Genomic DNA, 17,005 nt, shown 5'->3' on the forward strand with positions numbered 1-17,005 from the left:
GGACCCTCCACCCCTCCCGTGTCTCGGGCGCGGAAGGGGCGTCAGGTGGTCAGGAGTTGGACGTGCTCTCGTCCGAGTCGAGCGTGAGGTGGGTGGTCTTGGTCTCGCCGTCGTGGGTGTAGGTCACGGTGACGCCGTCGCCGGGCCGGTAGGAGCGGATCGTCGCGACCAGCGAGTCGGCCCCGGTGATCAGCTCGTCGTCGACCTTGGTGATCACGTCGCCCTTGGCGATCCCGGCGTCCGCGGCGGTCGACCCGGCGCTGACCTCCTTGACCTCGGCACCCTGCACGACCTCGGCGCCGTCCTGGCTGGCGACGTCGGCGACGGAGATGCCGAGCCGGGCGTGGGTCGGGGTCTCGCCCTTGCTCATCTGGTCGACGATCGGCAGCACCTCGTCGATCGGGATCGCGAAGCCGAGGCCGATCGACCCGGCCTCGCCCTCGCTCGAGCTCGCGGTGCGGATCGAGGAGTTGATGCCGACGACGTTGCCGTTCATGTCGACGAGCGCGCCGCCGCTGTTGCCGGGGTTGATCGCCGCGTCGGTCTGGATGGCGGGGTACGTCGTGCTGTTGCCGTCGCCGTCGGAGCCGACGTCGACCGGGCGGTTGAGCGCGCTGACGATGCCGCTGGTGACGGTGGAGTCGAGGCCGAACGGCGAGCCGATCGCCACGACGCCCTCGCCGACCTTGAGGTCGGCCGACTTGCCGATCGTCGCCGGGGTCAGCCCCGAGACGCCCTCGGCCTTGATCACCGCGGTGTCCGTCAGCGGGTCGGTGCCGACCACGGAGGCCTTGGCCGACGTGCCGTCGTTGAAGAAGACGGTCATCGAGCCGCCGTCGCCGGCGATCGCCGCGACGTGGTTGTTGGTGAGGATCTTGCCGTCGGAGCTGAGGATGATGCCCGACCCGGAGCCGGCACCCTGGCTGCCGCTGACGTCGATCTTGACGACCGACGGGAGCACCTTGGCCGCGACCTGCTCGACCGAGCCGTCGGCGGCGGGGGAGCTGGGGGTGTCGACGACCTGCGAGGTCTGCGCAGCGCCGGCGTCGTTGCTGCCGGAGTCGCTGTCGTCGAAGGCGTTCCACGCGGCGGCGCCGCCGACACCAGCAGCGGCGCCCACGACGAGGGCGGTGGCGACGACCGCGGCGGCCAGGCCGGTGCGCCGGGGGCGGCGCTGCGTCGGCAGGGTCTCGGTCTGCGGAGCGCCCGACGGGGCGGGACCGTACGCCTGGGCCGGCGGGCCCTGGGGGCGGGGACCCTGCGGAGCGGGGTAGGAGAAGTACGGGTTGTGCGGGTCCTGCGGGCCTTGCGGGGGAGTCGTCGGCTGGTCGCTCATGCCCCCACTGTGTTGCGCCAGCCTGTGATCAACCTGAGACGTCGCTGGACGACCCAGAAGAAACCTCGTCCTCGGGTGCCTCCGTCACGAGCGTCATCTTCTTGAGCAGCGCCGCGAGCATCGCGCGCTCCTCGGCGTCCAGGGCGTGCACGACCTCGTCCTCGGCCCGGCCGCGCAGCTCCATCGCCCGTCGCCAGATCGCCGCGCCGCCCTTGGTGATCTCGATGCCGACCCGGCGGCGGTCGTCCGCGTCCGGGTGTCGCTGGATCCAGCCCGCCTTCTCCAGCGAGTCGAGACGCCCGGTCATGCCGGCGTTGCTGATGCCGAGGTCCTCGGCGAGGGCCGAGGGGCTCGCCAGCCCGGGGGTGTCGCGGATCATCAGGTGGTGGAGGGTGTCGTACTCGAAGTCCTGGAGCCCGACCTCGACCAGGGCCTGCTGCGTCGTCAGCTTGAAGTAGCGCTTGAGACGCCCGATCCGGACGACGATCGCCTCGACGTCGTCCTCGAAGCTCACGTCGATCCAGTGGTCGCGCCAGCGCGCGACGTGGCGGTCCGCCCAGTCCTCGGTCACCGGAAAATCCTACCGCTTCGGTGGCGAATAGTTCGTCAGCGAAGTAATATCCTCCTCGTGCACGACCGCCTGTCCGCCTTCCGCTACCGGGACTTCCGGTTCCTCGTCGCGGGCACGGCGTCCAGCTCGCTCGGCAACTCGATCACCCCGATCGCCCTGGCCTTCGCCGTCCTCGACCTCGGCGGTTCCGCGACCGACCTCGGCCTGGTCGTCGGGGCGTTCGCGCTGGCCGACGTCGTCACGGTGCTCTTCGGCGGTGTGCTCGGCGACCGCCTCCCGCGCAAGCTGATGATGGAGGGGTCGGCTGCCGGCAGCGCCCTGACCCAGGCCTTCCTCGCGACGTCGCTGATCGTCGGGTTCGGCACCGTCGCGATGCTCGGGATCGTCGGCGCCCTCAACGGCTGCCTCTCCGCGCTGAGCCAGCCGTCGTCGCGGGCGATGACCCGCGAGACCGTCCCGCCCGAGCACCTGCCCTCGGCGGTCGCCGGCCGGTCCCTGCTCCAGACGGGCGCCGCCACGGTCGGGTATGCCGTGGGTGGCGTGTTGGTCGCGGTCGCCGGCTCGGGCTGGGCGATCGGCGTCGACGCGCTCACGTTCGCGATCGCGGCGTACTGCTACTCCCGGCTGCGGGTCCCGCACTCCGTCCCCGAGGGCGAGCGGGCGTCGATGCTCGCCGACCTCGGAGACGGCGCCCGCGAGGTGCTCGCGCACCCCTGGCTGTGGCTGCTCATCGGGCAGGCGATGCTCTACCACCTCTTCTACGGCGGGGCGCAGACCGTGCTCGGTCCGATCGTGGTCGGCGACGAGTTCGGCCGCTCCTCCTGGGGCTGGGCGATGGCGACACTGATGGCGGGCTTCGTGGTGGGCGGCCTGGTCTGCCTGCGCTGGCGTCCGCGGCGCAGCCTGCTGATCGGCACCGTGCTGCTCAGCCTGACGGCGCTCTTCCCGATCGCGATGGCGGTCTCCGAGCATCTCTGGATCGTGCTCGTCGGCGCCTTCCTGCACGGCTTCGGGCTCCAGGTGTTCGACGTCTTCTGGGACCTCTCCATCCAGCAGAACGTCGCGCCGGACAAGCTCGCCCGCGTCTACTCGTTCGACGCCGTCGGCTCCTTCGTGGCACGCCCGCTCGGGCTCGCCCTGACCGGCCCGATCGCCGTCGTCGTCGGCTATCAGGAGTGGCTCCTCGTCGTCGGCTGCGTGATGGGGGCCTCGGCGCTGCTGGCGCTCACCTCCGCCGACGTGCGCAACCTGACCCGTCGTACGCCGATCGAGACGCCGCCGGAGCCCGTCACCGCCTGAGCCTGAGCGTCAGAAACTCAGGTTTCACGCAAGGTTGGGCGTGCGAGCCGGTTTCGGATGGCGGCGCCGCGCGGCTTGCTGCCACAGTGGGGTCAACGACCTAGCTGGGGGGTTAACGTCGTGGGGGGAACTGCTGCACGTCCGCGCGCTGTCAGCGCGCTGAGAGTGCCTACTGTCATGGCCGTCGTCGCTGCCGCGGCGCTGGTCGCCGTCGTCGCGCCGATCAACGGCAGCGCCGACGCCGCCGTGTGCTCGAGCGGCACCTCGGCGTCCAACGTGTTCGGTGCCGCGACCGGCTGGACCGAGTTCGTCGAGGGCAACGGCAGCCGCGGGTCGGAGTCGGAGGGCACGGTCGCGTACGGCGGCAACCTGCCGACCGGCATGACGCTCGGCACCCGCCTCACCGGCTTCGCGGCGAGCTCGCCGAGCCTCGTGGTCGCGGGCTCGCACGGCTCGGGCTACAACCTCCAGTACGGCAGCGCCTACGTCACGCCGAAGTCGGGCGTGAACTTCAACGGCGGCTCCGGCACCGGCTACCTCAACGCGAACCCCATCGACTTCGCGACCGCCTTCACCGACCTGCGCGCGACGTCGACCGCGTGGGGCTCCGCCGCCTCGACCGGCACCGTCACGTCCGGCACCACCGGCGGCAACGCGGCGATCGTGCTGACCGGCACCAACGCGTCGCTCAACGTCTTCAACCTCTCGGCCGGTGACGCCGCGGCTCTCGCCAGCGGCAAGCACCTCGGGCTCAGCGTCCCCGGTGGCGCGACCACGATCATCAACGTGCCCGGCGCGACCCCGACGATCGCAGGCCAGGCCTGGCTCGGCAGCGGGTCGAGCTGGAACCAGGCGTCCGACGGCAACATCAAGGGCGCGTACGCCGGGCTCGTCTGGAACTTCCCGGCGGCCACGGCGGTCACCATCAGCTACGGCGCGGCCTTCCCGGGGACGATCCTGGCCCCGAACGCCGCGGTGACGATCGCCTCGGCCGGCCACACCATCGGCCAGATCCTCGCCAAGTCGTTCAGCTCCAACTACGAGACGCACCTGAACACGTTCCCGAGCACCGCCTGCGTGCCGTCGCCGCCGTCGAGCCCCGGCACCTCGGACGTCACGGTCACGAAGTCGGCCTCCGTCGCGAGCCCGCACGGCGGCGACACCGTGACGTACACCTTGACGGCGAAGAACGTCGGCGACGCGACCGCCACCGGCGTCGTGATCCGCGACGAGCTGCCCAGCGGCGTCACCTACGTCTCCTCCAGCTCCCCGTGCACCCAGGCCGCGGGCGTCGTCAGCTGCAGCGTCGGCTCGCTCGCTGCCGGCGCGTCGACCTCGGTCACCGTCACGGTGACGGCCAACCCGATCGCGGGCGCCGGGCCGGTCTCGCACCCGCAGGCCAACCACTGGCTCACGCCGTACAAGGCGGAGGCGCAGGTCGACCTCGAGCCCGGCCAGCAGCGGACGATCACCCTGTCCTGCACGGGCGGCGACATCCTCAGCGACGGGCAGTTCCGTGTCGACCACGTCGACCAGGGCACCGGCGCGATCACCGACGTCAAGGTCCTCAGCGCGCAGACCACGGCGCTCGGCACCTGGAAGGGCGTCATCCGCAACGACGCCACCGGCCGCGCCCAGGCCAAGGCGTTCATCGTCTGCCTGCCCGCGAGGACCGAGGCCGCCGACCGCCAGACCGGGTACGCCGACAGTCACCAGCACGCGCTGTCCGCGGACGCCGCACTGGTGACGACCACCCAGTCGTACGGCGCCGGCCGGTCCACCGCCAGCCTGACCTGCCCGACGGGCACCGTCGCGATCGCGCCCGGCTTCGAGCTCTCGTCCGCCGCTGCGACGCTGGCCGGCTCCGAGACGACCCAGGCCAACCCGCGGGTCTGGACGTTCGTCCTCGACGCCACGTCGTCGGTGACGGCGACGTTCTCGGCCCGCTGCCTGCGCACGACGACAAGTGCCGTCCTCGGCCACACGCACGAGCTGCTCTTCACCCACGTCGTCCAGACGGTGACGGTGCCCGGCAGCACGGCGGCCGAGGGCAACGAGTTCCAGGTGATCTGCCCTGACGACGGCAAGGGCGTCGTCGCGACGTTCGAGCTGCCGCCGGGCGTCACGTCCTTCGGCAACGACCCGCGGCTCAAGGCGCGCGCGTTCCGTCTCTTCAACCAGACGAGCACCGCGAAGACCGCGACCCTCGACCTCGTCTGCCTCAAGGACCGCACCAGCACCGAGCAGATGGGCACCACCGACCCGGTGCCGGTCGTCAACACGGCGACCGTCACCTCGACGTCGGTCGACGCCAACTCCGGCAACAACTCGGCGTCGGCCACGATCACCGTGCAGCCGGGCTCCACGACCGCCGGCTTCGTCGGCTCGGCGCGGGTCGCCGGATCCAGGCTGTCGATGCGACTGGTCTCGTCGATGCCCGGCGCCGCGGTCGTGAAGGCGACCGTGCGCGGCAAGGTGATGGCGCTCGGCAAGGTGAAGCTGAAGGCGGGTGGGGTCGTCACCGCGAAGGTGAAGCTCACCAAGGTCGGCAAGCGGCTCGCCCGTCAGGGCAAGGTCCGGGTCAAGCTGGACCCGAGCCGCGGCCGGACGGTCGTCAAGACCCTCCGCGTCACCCGGTAGTCGTCAGACGGGCAGGCCGCGGCTGCGCAGCTCGGCGCGCAGCGCGGTGGCGTCGGTGAAGACGATGCCGTCCATGCCGAGCGCCACGGCGGCGTCGACGTTCAGCTGCTTGTCGTCCACGAACACCAGCCGGTCCAGCGGCAGCCCGCTCCGCTCGGCCACGATCTCGTAGGCGCGAGGGTCGGGCTTGGCGGCCTTGACCTCGCCCGACACCACGACGTCGTCCAGCATCCGTAGCACCTCGAAGTGCGGGGCGGCGTGCGGGTAGTAGAGCTCGTCGGACCAGTTCGTCAGGCCGATCAGCGGGATCCCCGCCTCGTGCAGCTCGCGCACGACCTGGGTGGTGCCGGGCACCTTGCTCAGCGACGCCGGGAAGTGCTCGAGGTAGGCGTCGGCGTGCGCGGCCCAGTGCGGGTGCGTCCGGCGTACCTCCGCGACCCCGTCGGCCCAGCGGCGACCGCTGTCCTGGAGGTGGTTCCACTCCATGAAGTCGAAGTCGTCGGCCTCGAGGAAGCGCTGCGCCTCAACGGCACCGACCCCCGCCGCGATGGCGAGGGCCGGTTGCCAGTCGATCAATACGTTGCCGAGGTCGAACACAACGCCGCTCACGCCGCCCATCACGCACGCTCGCGGCGTTGTCGTCGCTCGACGGCCCGCTCCGCTTGAAGGCCGCCTTCGCTCCTCCGCCTTGCGAGCGCACGCACTGGACGACGTGAGTCGCCACGATGTGCGTTTATGCCCACCGCTCCGAGGCCGGCACGAACTCCAGGCCGCGGTCGCCCATGTAGAGCTGCTTGGGACGTGCGATCTTCTGCTCCTTGTCCTGGACCAGCTCGGACCACTGGGCCAGCCAGCCCGGGGTGCGGCCGATCGCGAATAGGACGGTGAACATCTCCGGCGGGAACTGGAAGGCCTCGTAGATCAGGCCCGAGTAGAAGTCCACGTTGGGGTAGAGCTTGCGCTTGATGAAGTACTCGTCCTCGAGCGCGATCTTCTCGAGCTCCTTGGCGATCTCGAGGAGCGGGTTGACCCCGGTGACCTCGAAGACGTCGTCGCAGGCCTTCTTGATGATCGTCGCGCGCGGGTCGAAGTTCTTGTAGACCCGGTGCCCGAAGCCCATCAGCTTCTCGTTGCCGTTCTTCACGCCCTCGATGAAGGCGGGGATGTTCTCCTTGGTGCCGATGCGCCGCAGCATCCGCAGCACCGCCTCGTTGGCGCCGCCGTGCAGCGGGCCGTAGAGGGCGCCGACGCCGGCCGCGACGGCCGAGTACGGGTCGACCTGCGAGGAGCCGACGGAGCGGACCGCGTTGGTCGAGCAGTTCTGCTCGTGGTCGGCGTGCAGGATGAAGAGCACGTCGAGTGCCTTGACCAGGCGCGGGTCGGCCTCGAACTTCGACTCGCTCATCTTGAAGAGCATCGAGAGGAAGTTGGCCGTGTAGCTGAGGTCGTTGTCCGGGTAGACGTACGGCTTGCCCTGCGCGTGCCGGAACGCCCAGGCGCCGAGCGTCGGCATCTTCGCGATCATCCGGACGATCTGGATGTGCCGGTTCTCGGCGTCGCTGATGTTGCGGGCGTCGGGATAGAACGTGGAGAGGGCCCCCACCGACGCCATCAGCATCCCCATCGGGTGCGCGTCGTAGCGGAAGCCCTGCATGAACGACTTCACGTTCTCGTGCACGAACGTGTGGTAGGTGATCTCGTGCACCCACTCCTCGTACTGCGCCTTCGTGGGCAGCTCGCCGTGGATGAGGAGGTAGGCGACCTCGAGGAAGTTCGACTTCTCGGCCAGCTGCTCGATCGGGTAGCCCCGGTACTCCAGGATCCCCTTCTCCCCGTCGATGTAGGTGACGGAGCTGCGGCAGGAGGCGGTGTTGACGAAGCCGGGGTCGTAGACCGCGAGACCCGGAGCGTCGTCCCCAGCCTTGATCTGGCCCAGATCGGCGGCCTTGATGGCGCCGTCGGCGATCGGGACCTCGTACTCCTGTCCGGTGCGGTTGTCGCGGACGGTGAGAGAATCAGTCACCCTCTCAACTTAGTCGGCGGCGTGGCGGCATGCGAACCCGGTGTCCGTTCATGGACGCTGTGATGTTTCCGTCACTGCCAATTCGACACGGTCCGTGACCCGCCCGTACTCTTGTCAGTCGCGCCTCCTGCCGCGTCCGGACACCCCACGGAGTCCGGGCGCAGACCCGAACGAAGCTGAGTCGGGCAGTGTTCGTCAGAGGGCGTGCACCACACCCGTGCGGCACAGGGCCGTGCGGGACCTACGAACGAAGGAAGTTCCTCCGTGCGCACGTACGCCCCGAAGGCCGGCGACATCACGCGAGAGTGGCTCGTCATCGACGCCACCGACGTGGTCCTCGGCCGCCTCGCTGCCCAGACCGCCAACCTCCTGCGCGGGAAGCACAAGGCGATCTTCGCCCCCAACGCTGACACCGGTGACTTCGTCATCATCATCAACGCTGAGAAGGTCGCGCTGTCCGGCGACAAGAAGGTCACCAAGATGGCCTACCGCCACTCCGGCTACCCGGGTGGTCTGTCTGCCACTCCGATCGGTGAGGTCCTCGAGAAGGACGCCCGCAAGGCCATCGAGAAGGCCGTGTGGGGCATGCTGCCGAAGAACAAGCTCGGCCGCCAGGTCCTCAAGAAGCTGAAGGTCTACTCGGGTCCCAACCACCCGCACCAGGCCCAGCAGGCCACTCCGTACGAGATCAAGCAGATCTCCCAGTAATCGCTTCTGTCGAGAAAGTCTGAGTGAGGAACATCGTGGCTGACACCACCACCGAGGTCGAGGAGACCTACGAGGCCGACGAGCAGGGCATCGCCTACAGCTCCGAGAGCGCCCCGTCCGCTGACACCCCCGCCCGTCCGGCGACCATCGCCCCCGCTGCGGCCACCGGCCGTCGCAAGGAGGCCGTCGCCCGCGTCCGCATCGTCCCCGGCACCGGCCAGTGGACGGTCAACGGCCGGACGCTGGACAACTACTTCCCGAACAAGCTGCACCAGCAGGTCGTGAACGAGCCGTTCGCGAACCTCCAGCTCGAGGGTCGTTTCGACGTCGTCGCCCGCATCCACGGCGGCGGCATCACCGGCCAGGCCGGCGCGCTGCGTCTCGGCGTGGCCCGCTGCCTGAACGCGATCGACGTCGAGGCCAACCGCCCGTCGCTCAAGAAGGCCGGGCTGCTCACGCGTGACGCCCGCGTCATCGAGCGCAAGAAGGCCGGTCTCAAGAAGGCCCGCAAGGCGCCCCAGTACTCGAAGCGCTGATCCGCTGCGTATGCCGCGCATCTTCGGCACGGACGGGGTCCGGGGCCTGGCCAACGGTCATCTGACCGCTGAGCTGGCCCTGGACCTTTCCGTTGCCGCTGCCCGTGTCCTGGCCGACCGGGGCGAGTTCGAGGGCCACCGCCCGCTCGCTGTCGTCGGCCGGGACACCCGCATCTCGGGACAGTTCCTCGAGCACGCCGTCGTCGCCGGGCTCGCCTCCGCCGGTGTCGACGTGCTGCGGCTCCGCGTGCTGCCGACCCCCGCGGTCGCCTACATGACCCAGGCGCTCGGCGCCGATCTCGGCGTGGTCATCAGCGCCTCGCACAACCCGATGCCCGACAACGGCATCAAGTTCCTCGCCCGAGGCGGGCTCAAGCTCGACGACGCCGTCGAGCGGGAGATCGAGCAGCACCTCGACCAGCCCTGGGACCGCCCGCTCGGTGGCGACGTGGGTCGGGTGACGCCGTACGCGACGCCCGTCGGGGAGTACGTCGAGCACCTCGTCGGCACGCTCTCCCGGCCACTGGACGGGATCAAGGTCGTGCTCGACTGCGCCCACGGCGCGGCGTCCGAGGCGGGGCCGATGGCCCTACGGGCCGCCGGCGCCGACGTGATCGCGATCAACGCCGAGCCCGACGGGCTGAACATCAACGACGGCTGCGGCTCGACCCACCTCGAGCCGTTGCGCGCCGCCGTGCGCGAGCACGGTGCGGCCGCCGGCTTCGCCCTCGACGGCGATGCCGACCGCTGCCTGGCCGTGGACCACCGCGGCAACGTCGTCGACGGCGACCAGATCATGGCGATCCTCGCGATCGGGATGGCCGAGTCGGGCCACCTGCCCAGGAACACCGTCGTCGCGACCGTGATGAGCAACCTCGGCTTCGTGCAGGCGATGCGCGGTGCGGGCGTCGGCGTACGCCAGACGAAGGTGGGCGACCGCTACGTGCTCGAGGCGATGCGCGTCTCCGGCTACGGCCTCGGGGGCGAGCAGTCCGGCCACGTGATCATGAGCGAGTACGCCACGACCGGCGACGGCACACTGACCGCCCTGCACGTGCTGGAGCGGATGGCCGTGACCGGTCAGTCGCTTGAGTCGCTGGCGTCGGTGATGACCCGCCTCCCGCAGGTGCTGGTCAACGTCCCCGACGTCGACAAGGCCCGCGCGGACGACGACCCGGTCGTCGCGGCGGCGGTCGCCGAGGAGGAGGCCGAGCTCGGCGAGTCCGGCCGGGTCCTGCTCCGTCCGTCGGGCACCGAGGACCTGGTGCGGGTGATGGTCGAGGCGCGCACCGCCGACGAGGCACGGGCGGTGGCCGAGCGGCTCGCCGACGTCGTCAAGCGACAGCTCAGCCTGTAGTCGCCCGGTCGATAGGGTCGGCGCCATGGAGGCTCCGGGTCTGGCGGTCGAGGGCATCGGCAAGACCTTCGGTGCCGTGCGTGCCGTCGATGACCTCACCTTCGCGGTCCGACCCGGCGCAGTCACGGGCTTCCTCGGACCCAACGGCTCCGGCAAGACGACGACCCTGCGGATGCTCCTGGGCCTCACCCGGCCCTCACAGGGCCGCGCTCTCGTGGGCGATCGTCCCTACGTCGACCGCCCGGTCCCGGCCTCCGTCGTGGGGGCGGCCCTCGAGGCGTCCAGCTTCCACCCCGGCCGCACCGGGCTCGCCCACCTCGAGGTGTACGCCGCTCAGACCGGCGCCAGCAGGTCGCGGTGCCGCGACCTCATCGAGTTCGTCGGGCTCGCGCCCGCGGCCGCACGCCGCGTCGGTGGCTACTCGATGGGGATGCGGCAGCGTCTCGGGCTCGCCACCGCCATGCTCGGGGACCCGCCCGCGATCGTCCTCGACGAGCCCGCCAACGGCCTCGACCCGGAGGGGATCGTCTGGATGCGCGGCCTGCTGCGGGGCTTCGCCGCCGAGGGTCGCACCGTGCTGGTCTCGAGCCACGTGCTCGGCGAGGTCCAGCACACGGTCGACGACGTCGTCGTCATCGCGCACGGGCGGCTCGTCCATGCCTCGTCCCTCGCCGAGCTCCGCGCGCTCGCCGTGCCCGAGACCTACGTCGAGTCACCGTCCCCGGACGCGCTGTCCGCGATGTGCCGGGACCGGGGTTGGGTGCCCCGGAGCGACGGCGCCGGCGTGCTGGTGCCCGGCGCCCCGGCGGCCGAGGTCGGGGCCGCGGCGTACGCCGCCGGCATCGAGCTGCACCAGCTCGCCAGCCGTGAACCCGGCCTCGAGGACGTCTTCCTCCGGTTGACCGGAGGAGCGACGTGAGGGCCGCCGTCGTCGCCGAGGTCCGCAAGCTGCGCAGCACCCGGCTGTGGTGGGTGCTGCTCATCGGGATGGCGGGCTACCTGGCCTTCGTGGGTGGGGTGCTCGCCTTCTCGATCGTCTTCACCCCGGAGGACCAGGGCGGGCTCGAGCTGAGCGGGGTGGCTGCGGCGCAGAGCGTCTACGGGCTGATCAATGCCATCGGCTACGTCTTCCCGCTGGTCGTCGGCAGCCTGCTCGTCACATCGGAGTTCCGCCACCGGACGATCACGGCGTCCCTGCTCGTCGAGCCACGTCGCAGCGTCTTCCTGGGCGCCAAGCTGCTCGTCGCCTTGCCGCTCGGGCTGCTCTACGGCCTGGCCGGGACAGTGGGGATCGTCGCCGCCAGTGCACCTCTCCTCGCAGGGGCCGGGGACGGCGCCTTCCTGACCGACCGTGCGGTCGTCGAGGTGCTCCTCCTCGGCATCGTGGTCACCGCCCTCTGGACCGTCATCGGGGTCGCCTTCGGGTCGGTGGTGCCCAACCAGGTCGCGGCGATCGTCGTGCTGCTGGCGCTCACGCAGTTCGTCGAGCCGATCGCGCGGGTCGCGCTCGGTGGCTTCGCGGCAACGGGTTCCGTGGCGAAGTTCCTGCCGGGCTCGGCTGCCGACGGACTGATCGGCGCGAGCTTCCTCAGCGAGATGTCCGGCGGGTCCGCGGACCTGCTGCCGCGCTGGGCCGCGCTGCTGGTGCTGGTGGGGTACGCCGGGGTGCTCGCCCTCGTGGGGAGGACGACGACGCTGCGCCGCGACATCGGGTAGGACTGGGACATGACCCGGTCCCGCGTCGCTGTCGTCCTCGCGGTGGTCGCGGTGGTGGCCGTGCTCGTGACGGCAGCGGTCGCGGTGGCGACGTACGTGCGCGACGACGATCCCGAGGCCGCGCTCGTGGTGACCGATCCCCGGTCCGGTGCGTCCTTCGAGGTGCCGGGGGAGTCGTGGGAGGTGCGCGGGCCGCGCAGCCGGATCTACTACGCCGACGACGGCGGGCGCCCGACCGCCGAGGTGAGCGGGGCGGCGGTGTTCCGCGACGGCTACTGCGCCGACCAGCCGGGGGACTCCAACCGTGGCTTCGCCGGGTTCACCGACCAGGCCTTCGAGGCCTGGCGCGAGAGCCTGGGCGGTGCGGGCGAGGAGCACCGCGAACGGGTCGTGCTGGCGGACGGGACCGACGCGACGCTGCGGTGGGTCCGACTGCCGGGCGGGAGCGGGCCGTGCGCCGCGGCGGGCGTGGAGCTGGCGATGGTGAGCGCCGGCGACCTGCGCGTCGTGCTCGTTGCGGACGCCGGGGCGGACGGCACCCTCGAGCACGAGGAGATCGTGCGGATCCTGCGGACTACAGCTTCCTGAGCCGCACGTAGCGGACCGAGTGGTCCCGGTCCTTGCGCAGCACGAGTGTCGCGCGGGAGCGCGTGGGGAGGATGTTCTCGGCCAGGTTGGGGCCGTTGATGGTGTCCCAGATCCGGGTCGCCTCGGCGACGGCCTCGTCGGCCGAGAGCGCGCCGTACTTGGAGAAGTAGGACTCCGGGTCGCGGAACGCCGTCTCGCGCAGCCGCAGGAAGCGCTCGACGTACCAGTCGCGGATCTTGTCCCGGCCGGCGTCGACGTAGACGGAGAAGTCGAAGAAGTCGCTCAGGGTCAGGCCGCTGCGGCCGTCCTCGCGCACCCGCGCCGGCTGGAGGACGTTGAGGCCCTCGATGATCACGATGTCGGGACGCTTGACGACGACCTTCTCGCCGGGCAGCACGTCGTAGGTGAGGTGCGAGTAGACCGGCGCCTCGACCTCGTCCTTGCCGGACTTGATGTCGACGACGAAGCGCATCAGCGCGCGGCGGTCGTAGGACTCCGGGAAGCCCTTGCGCTGGAGCAGGCCGCGGCGCTCGAGCTCGGCGTTGGGGTAGAGGAACCCGTCGGTCGTCACCAGTGCGACGTTGGGGTGCTCCGGCCAGTGCGCGAGCATCTGCTGGAGCACGCGGGCGGTCGTCGACTTGCCGACCGCGACCGAGCCGGCGAGGCCGATCACGAACGGTGTGCGGGTCGGCTGCACCTGGTGGAGGAACTCCTCCTGCTGGCGGTAGAGCCCGCCCGCCGCCTCGACGTACAGGGAGAGCAGGCGGGAGAGCGGCAGGTAGATCTGCTGGACCTCGTCGAGGTCGAGCTGGTCGCCGAGGCCGCGGAGCCGGCGGATCTCCTCACCCGTGAGCGGGTTCTCGACCTCGGCGGCGAGTGCCGCCCACGCGGAGCGGTCGAGCTCGATGTACGGCGACGACTCCCGGGTGGGCTCGTCGGCGACACCCGGCCCGCCGTGGGAAGACATGCGGGAGATTGTTGCAGCCGACGTGCGCGGTCAAACCTCCGGTGTCCGGTCGATACAGTGACCCCCATGTGCGGCATCGTCGGGTACGTCGGGGAGAAGCAGGCCCAGGATGTCGTGATCGAGGGTCTGCGTCGGCTCGAGTACCGCGGCTACGACTCCGCCGGGGTCGCGCTGGTCGCCGACGGGGTCATCGCGTCCGACAAGCGGGCGGGCAAGCTCGCGAACCTGGAGAAGGCGATCGTCGACCGGCCGCTGCCGGCCGCCACGATCGGCATCGGGCACACCCGGTGGGCGACCCACGGCGCGCCGACCGACGCCAACGCCCACCCGCACACCGGCGGCGATCGCCGCGTCGCGCTGGTGCACAACGGGATCATCGAGAACTTCGCCGAGCTGCGGGCCGAGCTCGAGCGCAGCGACCACGTGCTCCTGTCGGAGACCGACACCGAGGTCGCGGCGCAGCTGCTCGAGCTCCTGGTGGTCTCCGGGCTGGACCTGACCACCGCGATGCTCCAGCTCGTGGCGCGGCTCGAGGGCGCGTTCACCCTGGTCGCCGTGGACTCGCAGGACCCGTCGCGGGTCGTCGCCGCCCGCCGCAACTCGCCGCTGGTCGTCGGGGTCGGCGAGGGGGAGAACTTCTTGGGCTCGGACGTCTCGGCGTTCATCGAGCACACCCGCGAGGCCCTGGAGCTCGGCCAGGACCAGGTCGTCACGATCACCCGCGACGGGGTGTCGATCGTGAACTTCGACGGCACGCCCGCCGAGGGCCGCCGCTACCACGTGGACTGGGACCTGTCGGCCGCCGAGAAGGACGGCCACGACTGGTTCATGCGCAAGGAGATCCACGAGCAGCCCCGCGCCGTCGCCGACTCGCTGCTCGGACGTCGTACGCCGGAGGGACACCTGCACCTCGACGAGATGCGGCTCTCCGACCAGGAGCTCCGCGACGTCGACAAGGTCATCATCATCGCCTGCGGCACGTCCTTCTACGCGGGCATGGTGGCCAAGTACGCCATCGAGCACTGGACCCGGGTGCCGGTCGAGGTCGAGCTCGCCTCGGAGTTCCGCTACCGCGACCCGATCCTCGACTACTCCACGCTCGTCGTCGCGATCAGCCAGTCCGGCGAGACCGCCGACACGCTCCAGGCGATCCGGCACGCGCGCACCCAGCGCTCCAAGGTGCTCGCGATCTGCAACACCAACGGCTCGACGATCCCGCGCGAGTCCGACGCCGTCATCTACACGCACGCCGGTCCCGAGATCGGGGTCGCGTCGACGAAGGGCTTCCTGACCCAGCTGGTCGCCTGCTACCTGCTCGCGCTCTACCTGGCCCAGGTCAAGGGCACGCGCTACGGCGACGAGATCGACCAGGTCATGCAGCAGCTCGAGGCGATCCCCGAGCAGGTGCAGCGGGTCCTCGACGACGCGTCCTCGATCTACGCGATGGCCGCCGACCACGTCGACACCCGGTCGGTGCTCTTCCTCGGCCGGCACGCGGGCTACCCGGTCGCGCTCGAGGGTGCGCTCAAGCTCAAGGAGCTCGCCTACATCCACGCGGAGGGCTTCGCGGCCGGTGAGCTCAAGCACGGCCCGATCGCCCTGATCGAGGAGGGCTTGCCGGTGCTCTGCGTCGTCCCGCCCGCCGGGCGCGACCAGCTGCGCGACAAGATGGTCAGCGGCATCCAGGAGGTGCGGGCCCGCGGTGCGCGCACGATCTGCCTGGTCGAGGACGGCGACGACGCGATCACGCCGTACGCCGACGTGATCATCCGGCTGCCGCGCGTCCCCGTGCTGCTCCAGCCGCTGGTCGCCGTCGTACCGCTGCAGCTCTTCGCGTGCGAGCTCGCCACGCAGATGGGCCACGACGTGGACCAGCCGCGCAACCTGGCCAAGTCCGTCACGGTGGAGTGACGGCCCGATGATCATCGGCGTCGGCATCGACGTGGTCGACATCGAGCGCTTCGGGGAGTCGCTCCGGCGTACGCCGGGGCTGTCGGCGCGCCTCTTCACGCCCACCGAGGCGGAGCGCCCGCTGGCCTCGCTGGCCGCGCGGTTCGCCGCCAAGGAGGCCCTCGCCAAGGCACTCGGCGCCCCCGCCGGCCTGCACTGGCAGGACGCCGAGATCGTCTCCGAGTCCTCGGGCCGGCCGCTCCTCGAGATCCGCGGCTCCGTCCTCGCCCGGGCCGACGAGCTCGGCGTCGCCTCCGTGCACGTCTCGCTGTCCCACGACGCCGGCATCTCGTCGGCGGTGGTGGTCCTGGAGGGGTCGTGATGCTCAGCGTGCGCGACAGCGCACGCTAGGCAGCACGACAGGGGACGCCGAGCCGCCGCAGGTCGGCGCCCAGTCGGTGGGGATCATCGCGCAGCTCGCGTGCTGTGCAGCGAACGACGAGGCGCTGAGGATCTGTCAGGGCGCGCTGGCGGGCGATGTCGTCCTCCCAGTGCTCGACGTCCATGTGGAAGGCGCCGTCCACCTCGAGGGCCAGCGTCCGTCCGTCGTCGAGCTCCCACTCGCAGTCGGTGAACCGCAGCCGGCCCTCCGCGTCCCGACGACGTACCTGCCGGTCGGGAGGGCGAAGGCCCTGTCGGCGACAGAAGCGGATGACGTCGATCTCGGCCAACGACTGCGATCCACCCGCGATGTCGCCGATGGCTTCTCGGAAGAGACCGGCCCACCGCAGCGGCCGCATCTGCTCGACCGTCAGCATCAGTCGGTCCGGTGTGGTCAGCCTCTGCTGAACGGCCGCGGCGACGACGCCCTGAGCAGTGCGCCGGTTGGACTGGTACGCGCCGAAGTGGAGGATCGCGGGCTCGATGCGCCATCGAGGCAGGCCTCCACCCGGGGCACGGAAGAGATCGATCGGTCGGCGGGTCCTGGCGATGCGAATGCCGTCTGGCGGGTCGTCGAGGTCGAGGTCGTAGGGAACCAGCACCGTGACGTCGTCCCGGTGCCAGTTGCGCAGGCCGGCGACCTCCGCTGCCGTGAGGTCACCGAGAACCGCTCGTGGGCCGGCGTGGAGGATCCCGAGCCACCGACGCTGCCCCTCGTCCAGCCGGCCCGTCGTCGTGCCGATGACCGTCGACGTGAGGTCGACCCAGCGGTCGGCGGCGATGTTGTTGCGCACGCGGAAGCGATCGAAGCCCAGGTCGTGGAGCTGGCGACGACTGATCAGCCCTGCCTGGTCGGCTGCGACCTCACGCCACGTCTTCTTCCGCATGTCATCACGCTGCCCTGATCGTGCATCCGGTGCGTCTCGTCGTCCA

Annotated in this window: 16 protein-coding genes; 10 read left to right on the plus strand and 6 right to left on the minus strand. The window is 70.8% G+C overall.

Features of this window, described 5'->3' with window-relative positions:
- Nucleotides 1-49 precede the first annotated feature (49 nt).
- A complete protein-coding gene (locus ACFPYL_RS16150; RefSeq protein WP_379156321.1) occupies nucleotides 50-1,336 on the minus strand; it encodes a S1C family serine protease in 1,287 nt (428 codons plus the stop codon).
- 28 nt (nucleotides 1,337-1,364) lie between these two features.
- Nucleotides 1,365-1,907: a MarR family winged helix-turn-helix transcriptional regulator gene (locus ACFPYL_RS16155; RefSeq protein ID WP_379156324.1), complete on the minus strand. Its 543-nt coding sequence runs from the start codon at nucleotides 1,905-1,907 to the stop codon at nucleotides 1,365-1,367.
- Nucleotides 1,908-1,964: 57 nt separating this feature from the next.
- On the opposite strand from ACFPYL_RS16155, the gene ACFPYL_RS16160 reads away from it, so the two are divergent.
- Complete coding sequence (locus ACFPYL_RS16160) at nucleotides 1,965-3,206, plus strand: MFS transporter (RefSeq protein ID WP_379156327.1); 1,242 nt, start codon at nucleotides 1,965-1,967, stop codon at nucleotides 3,204-3,206.
- A 177-nt stretch (nucleotides 3,207-3,383) separates the two neighbouring features.
- The gene (locus ACFPYL_RS16165) at nucleotides 3,384-5,846 is read left to right on the plus strand and encodes a choice-of-anchor A family protein (protein ID WP_379156330.1); all 2,463 of its coding nucleotides are present in this window, start codon (nucleotides 3,384-3,386) and stop codon (nucleotides 5,844-5,846) included.
- A gap of 3 nt (nucleotides 5,847-5,849) precedes the next feature.
- Here ACFPYL_RS16165 and ACFPYL_RS16170 read toward each other — a convergent pair whose 3' ends face one another.
- On the minus strand, nucleotides 5,850-6,464 hold the full coding sequence (locus ACFPYL_RS16170) for an HAD family hydrolase (RefSeq protein ID WP_379156333.1): 615 nt from the start codon (nucleotides 6,462-6,464) through the stop codon (nucleotides 5,850-5,852).
- 115 nt (nucleotides 6,465-6,579) lie between these two features.
- Nucleotides 6,580-7,869 (minus strand): citrate synthase, encoded by a 1,290-nt coding sequence (locus ACFPYL_RS16175; RefSeq protein ID WP_379156336.1) that lies wholly within the window; start codon nucleotides 7,867-7,869, stop codon nucleotides 6,580-6,582.
- A gap of 264 nt (nucleotides 7,870-8,133) precedes the next feature.
- Here ACFPYL_RS16175 and rplM point away from each other — a divergent pair, with 264 nt between their 5' ends.
- From rplM to ACFPYL_RS16205, 6 genes are read left to right on the plus strand one after another with little or no spacing between them, the layout of a single operon-like run.
- Complete coding sequence (gene rplM / locus ACFPYL_RS16180) at nucleotides 8,134-8,577, plus strand: 50S ribosomal protein L13 (protein WP_028644855.1); 444 nt, start codon at nucleotides 8,134-8,136, stop codon at nucleotides 8,575-8,577.
- 35 nt (nucleotides 8,578-8,612) lie between these two features.
- Nucleotides 8,613-9,113 (plus strand): 30S ribosomal protein S9, encoded by a 501-nt coding sequence (gene rpsI / locus ACFPYL_RS16185; RefSeq protein ID WP_379156339.1) that lies wholly within the window; start codon nucleotides 8,613-8,615, stop codon nucleotides 9,111-9,113.
- Between the two features lie 10 nt (nucleotides 9,114-9,123).
- The gene (glmM, locus tag ACFPYL_RS16190) at nucleotides 9,124-10,470 is read left to right on the plus strand and encodes a phosphoglucosamine mutase (protein ID WP_379156342.1); all 1,347 of its coding nucleotides are present in this window, start codon (nucleotides 9,124-9,126) and stop codon (nucleotides 10,468-10,470) included.
- Nucleotides 10,471-10,495: 25 nt separating this feature from the next.
- The gene (locus tag ACFPYL_RS16195) at nucleotides 10,496-11,389 is read left to right on the plus strand and encodes an ABC transporter ATP-binding protein (RefSeq protein ID WP_379156344.1); all 894 of its coding nucleotides are present in this window, start codon (nucleotides 10,496-10,498) and stop codon (nucleotides 11,387-11,389) included.
- Nucleotides 11,386-12,186, plus strand: a complete 801-nt coding sequence (locus tag ACFPYL_RS16200) for an ABC transporter permease (RefSeq protein ID WP_379156347.1) — start codon at nucleotides 11,386-11,388, stop codon at nucleotides 12,184-12,186. Before ACFPYL_RS16195 ends, ACFPYL_RS16200 begins: the two co-directional genes overlap by 4 nt.
- A gap of 9 nt (nucleotides 12,187-12,195) precedes the next feature.
- Nucleotides 12,196-12,774: a hypothetical protein gene (locus tag ACFPYL_RS16205; RefSeq protein WP_379156350.1), complete on the plus strand. Its 579-nt coding sequence runs from the start codon at nucleotides 12,196-12,198 to the stop codon at nucleotides 12,772-12,774.
- On the opposite strand, the gene coaA is transcribed toward ACFPYL_RS16205, so the two are convergent.
- Nucleotides 12,761-13,741 carry a type I pantothenate kinase gene (gene coaA / locus ACFPYL_RS16210; RefSeq protein ID WP_379156353.1) on the minus strand — a complete coding sequence of 327 codons (981 nt, stop codon included), beginning with the start codon at nucleotides 13,739-13,741 and terminating at the stop codon, nucleotides 12,761-12,763. The genes ACFPYL_RS16205 and coaA overlap by 14 nt on opposite strands.
- A 66-nt stretch (nucleotides 13,742-13,807) precedes the next feature.
- On the opposite strand from coaA, the gene glmS reads away from it, so the two are divergent.
- Both glmS and ACFPYL_RS16220 read left to right on the plus strand, forming a co-directional pair.
- Nucleotides 13,808-15,652, plus strand: a complete 1,845-nt coding sequence (gene glmS / locus ACFPYL_RS16215) for a glutamine--fructose-6-phosphate transaminase (isomerizing) (protein ID WP_379156356.1) — start codon at nucleotides 13,808-13,810, stop codon at nucleotides 15,650-15,652.
- A gap of 7 nt (nucleotides 15,653-15,659) precedes the next feature.
- Nucleotides 15,660-16,013, plus strand: a complete 354-nt coding sequence (locus ACFPYL_RS16220; protein WP_379156359.1) for a holo-ACP synthase — start codon at nucleotides 15,660-15,662, stop codon at nucleotides 16,011-16,013.
- Nucleotides 16,014-16,038: 25 nt separating this feature from the next.
- Here ACFPYL_RS16220 and ACFPYL_RS16225 read toward each other — a convergent pair whose 3' ends face one another.
- Entirely contained in the window at nucleotides 16,039-16,959 is a 921-nt protein-coding gene (locus tag ACFPYL_RS16225) for a hypothetical protein (protein WP_379156362.1), read from the minus strand.
- Nucleotides 16,960-17,005: the final 46 nt, after the last annotated feature.

Source organism: Nocardioides hankookensis, assembly GCF_042658885.1.
Classification (GTDB): domain Bacteria; phylum Actinomycetota; class Actinomycetes; order Propionibacteriales; family Nocardioidaceae; genus Nocardioides; species Nocardioides hankookensis.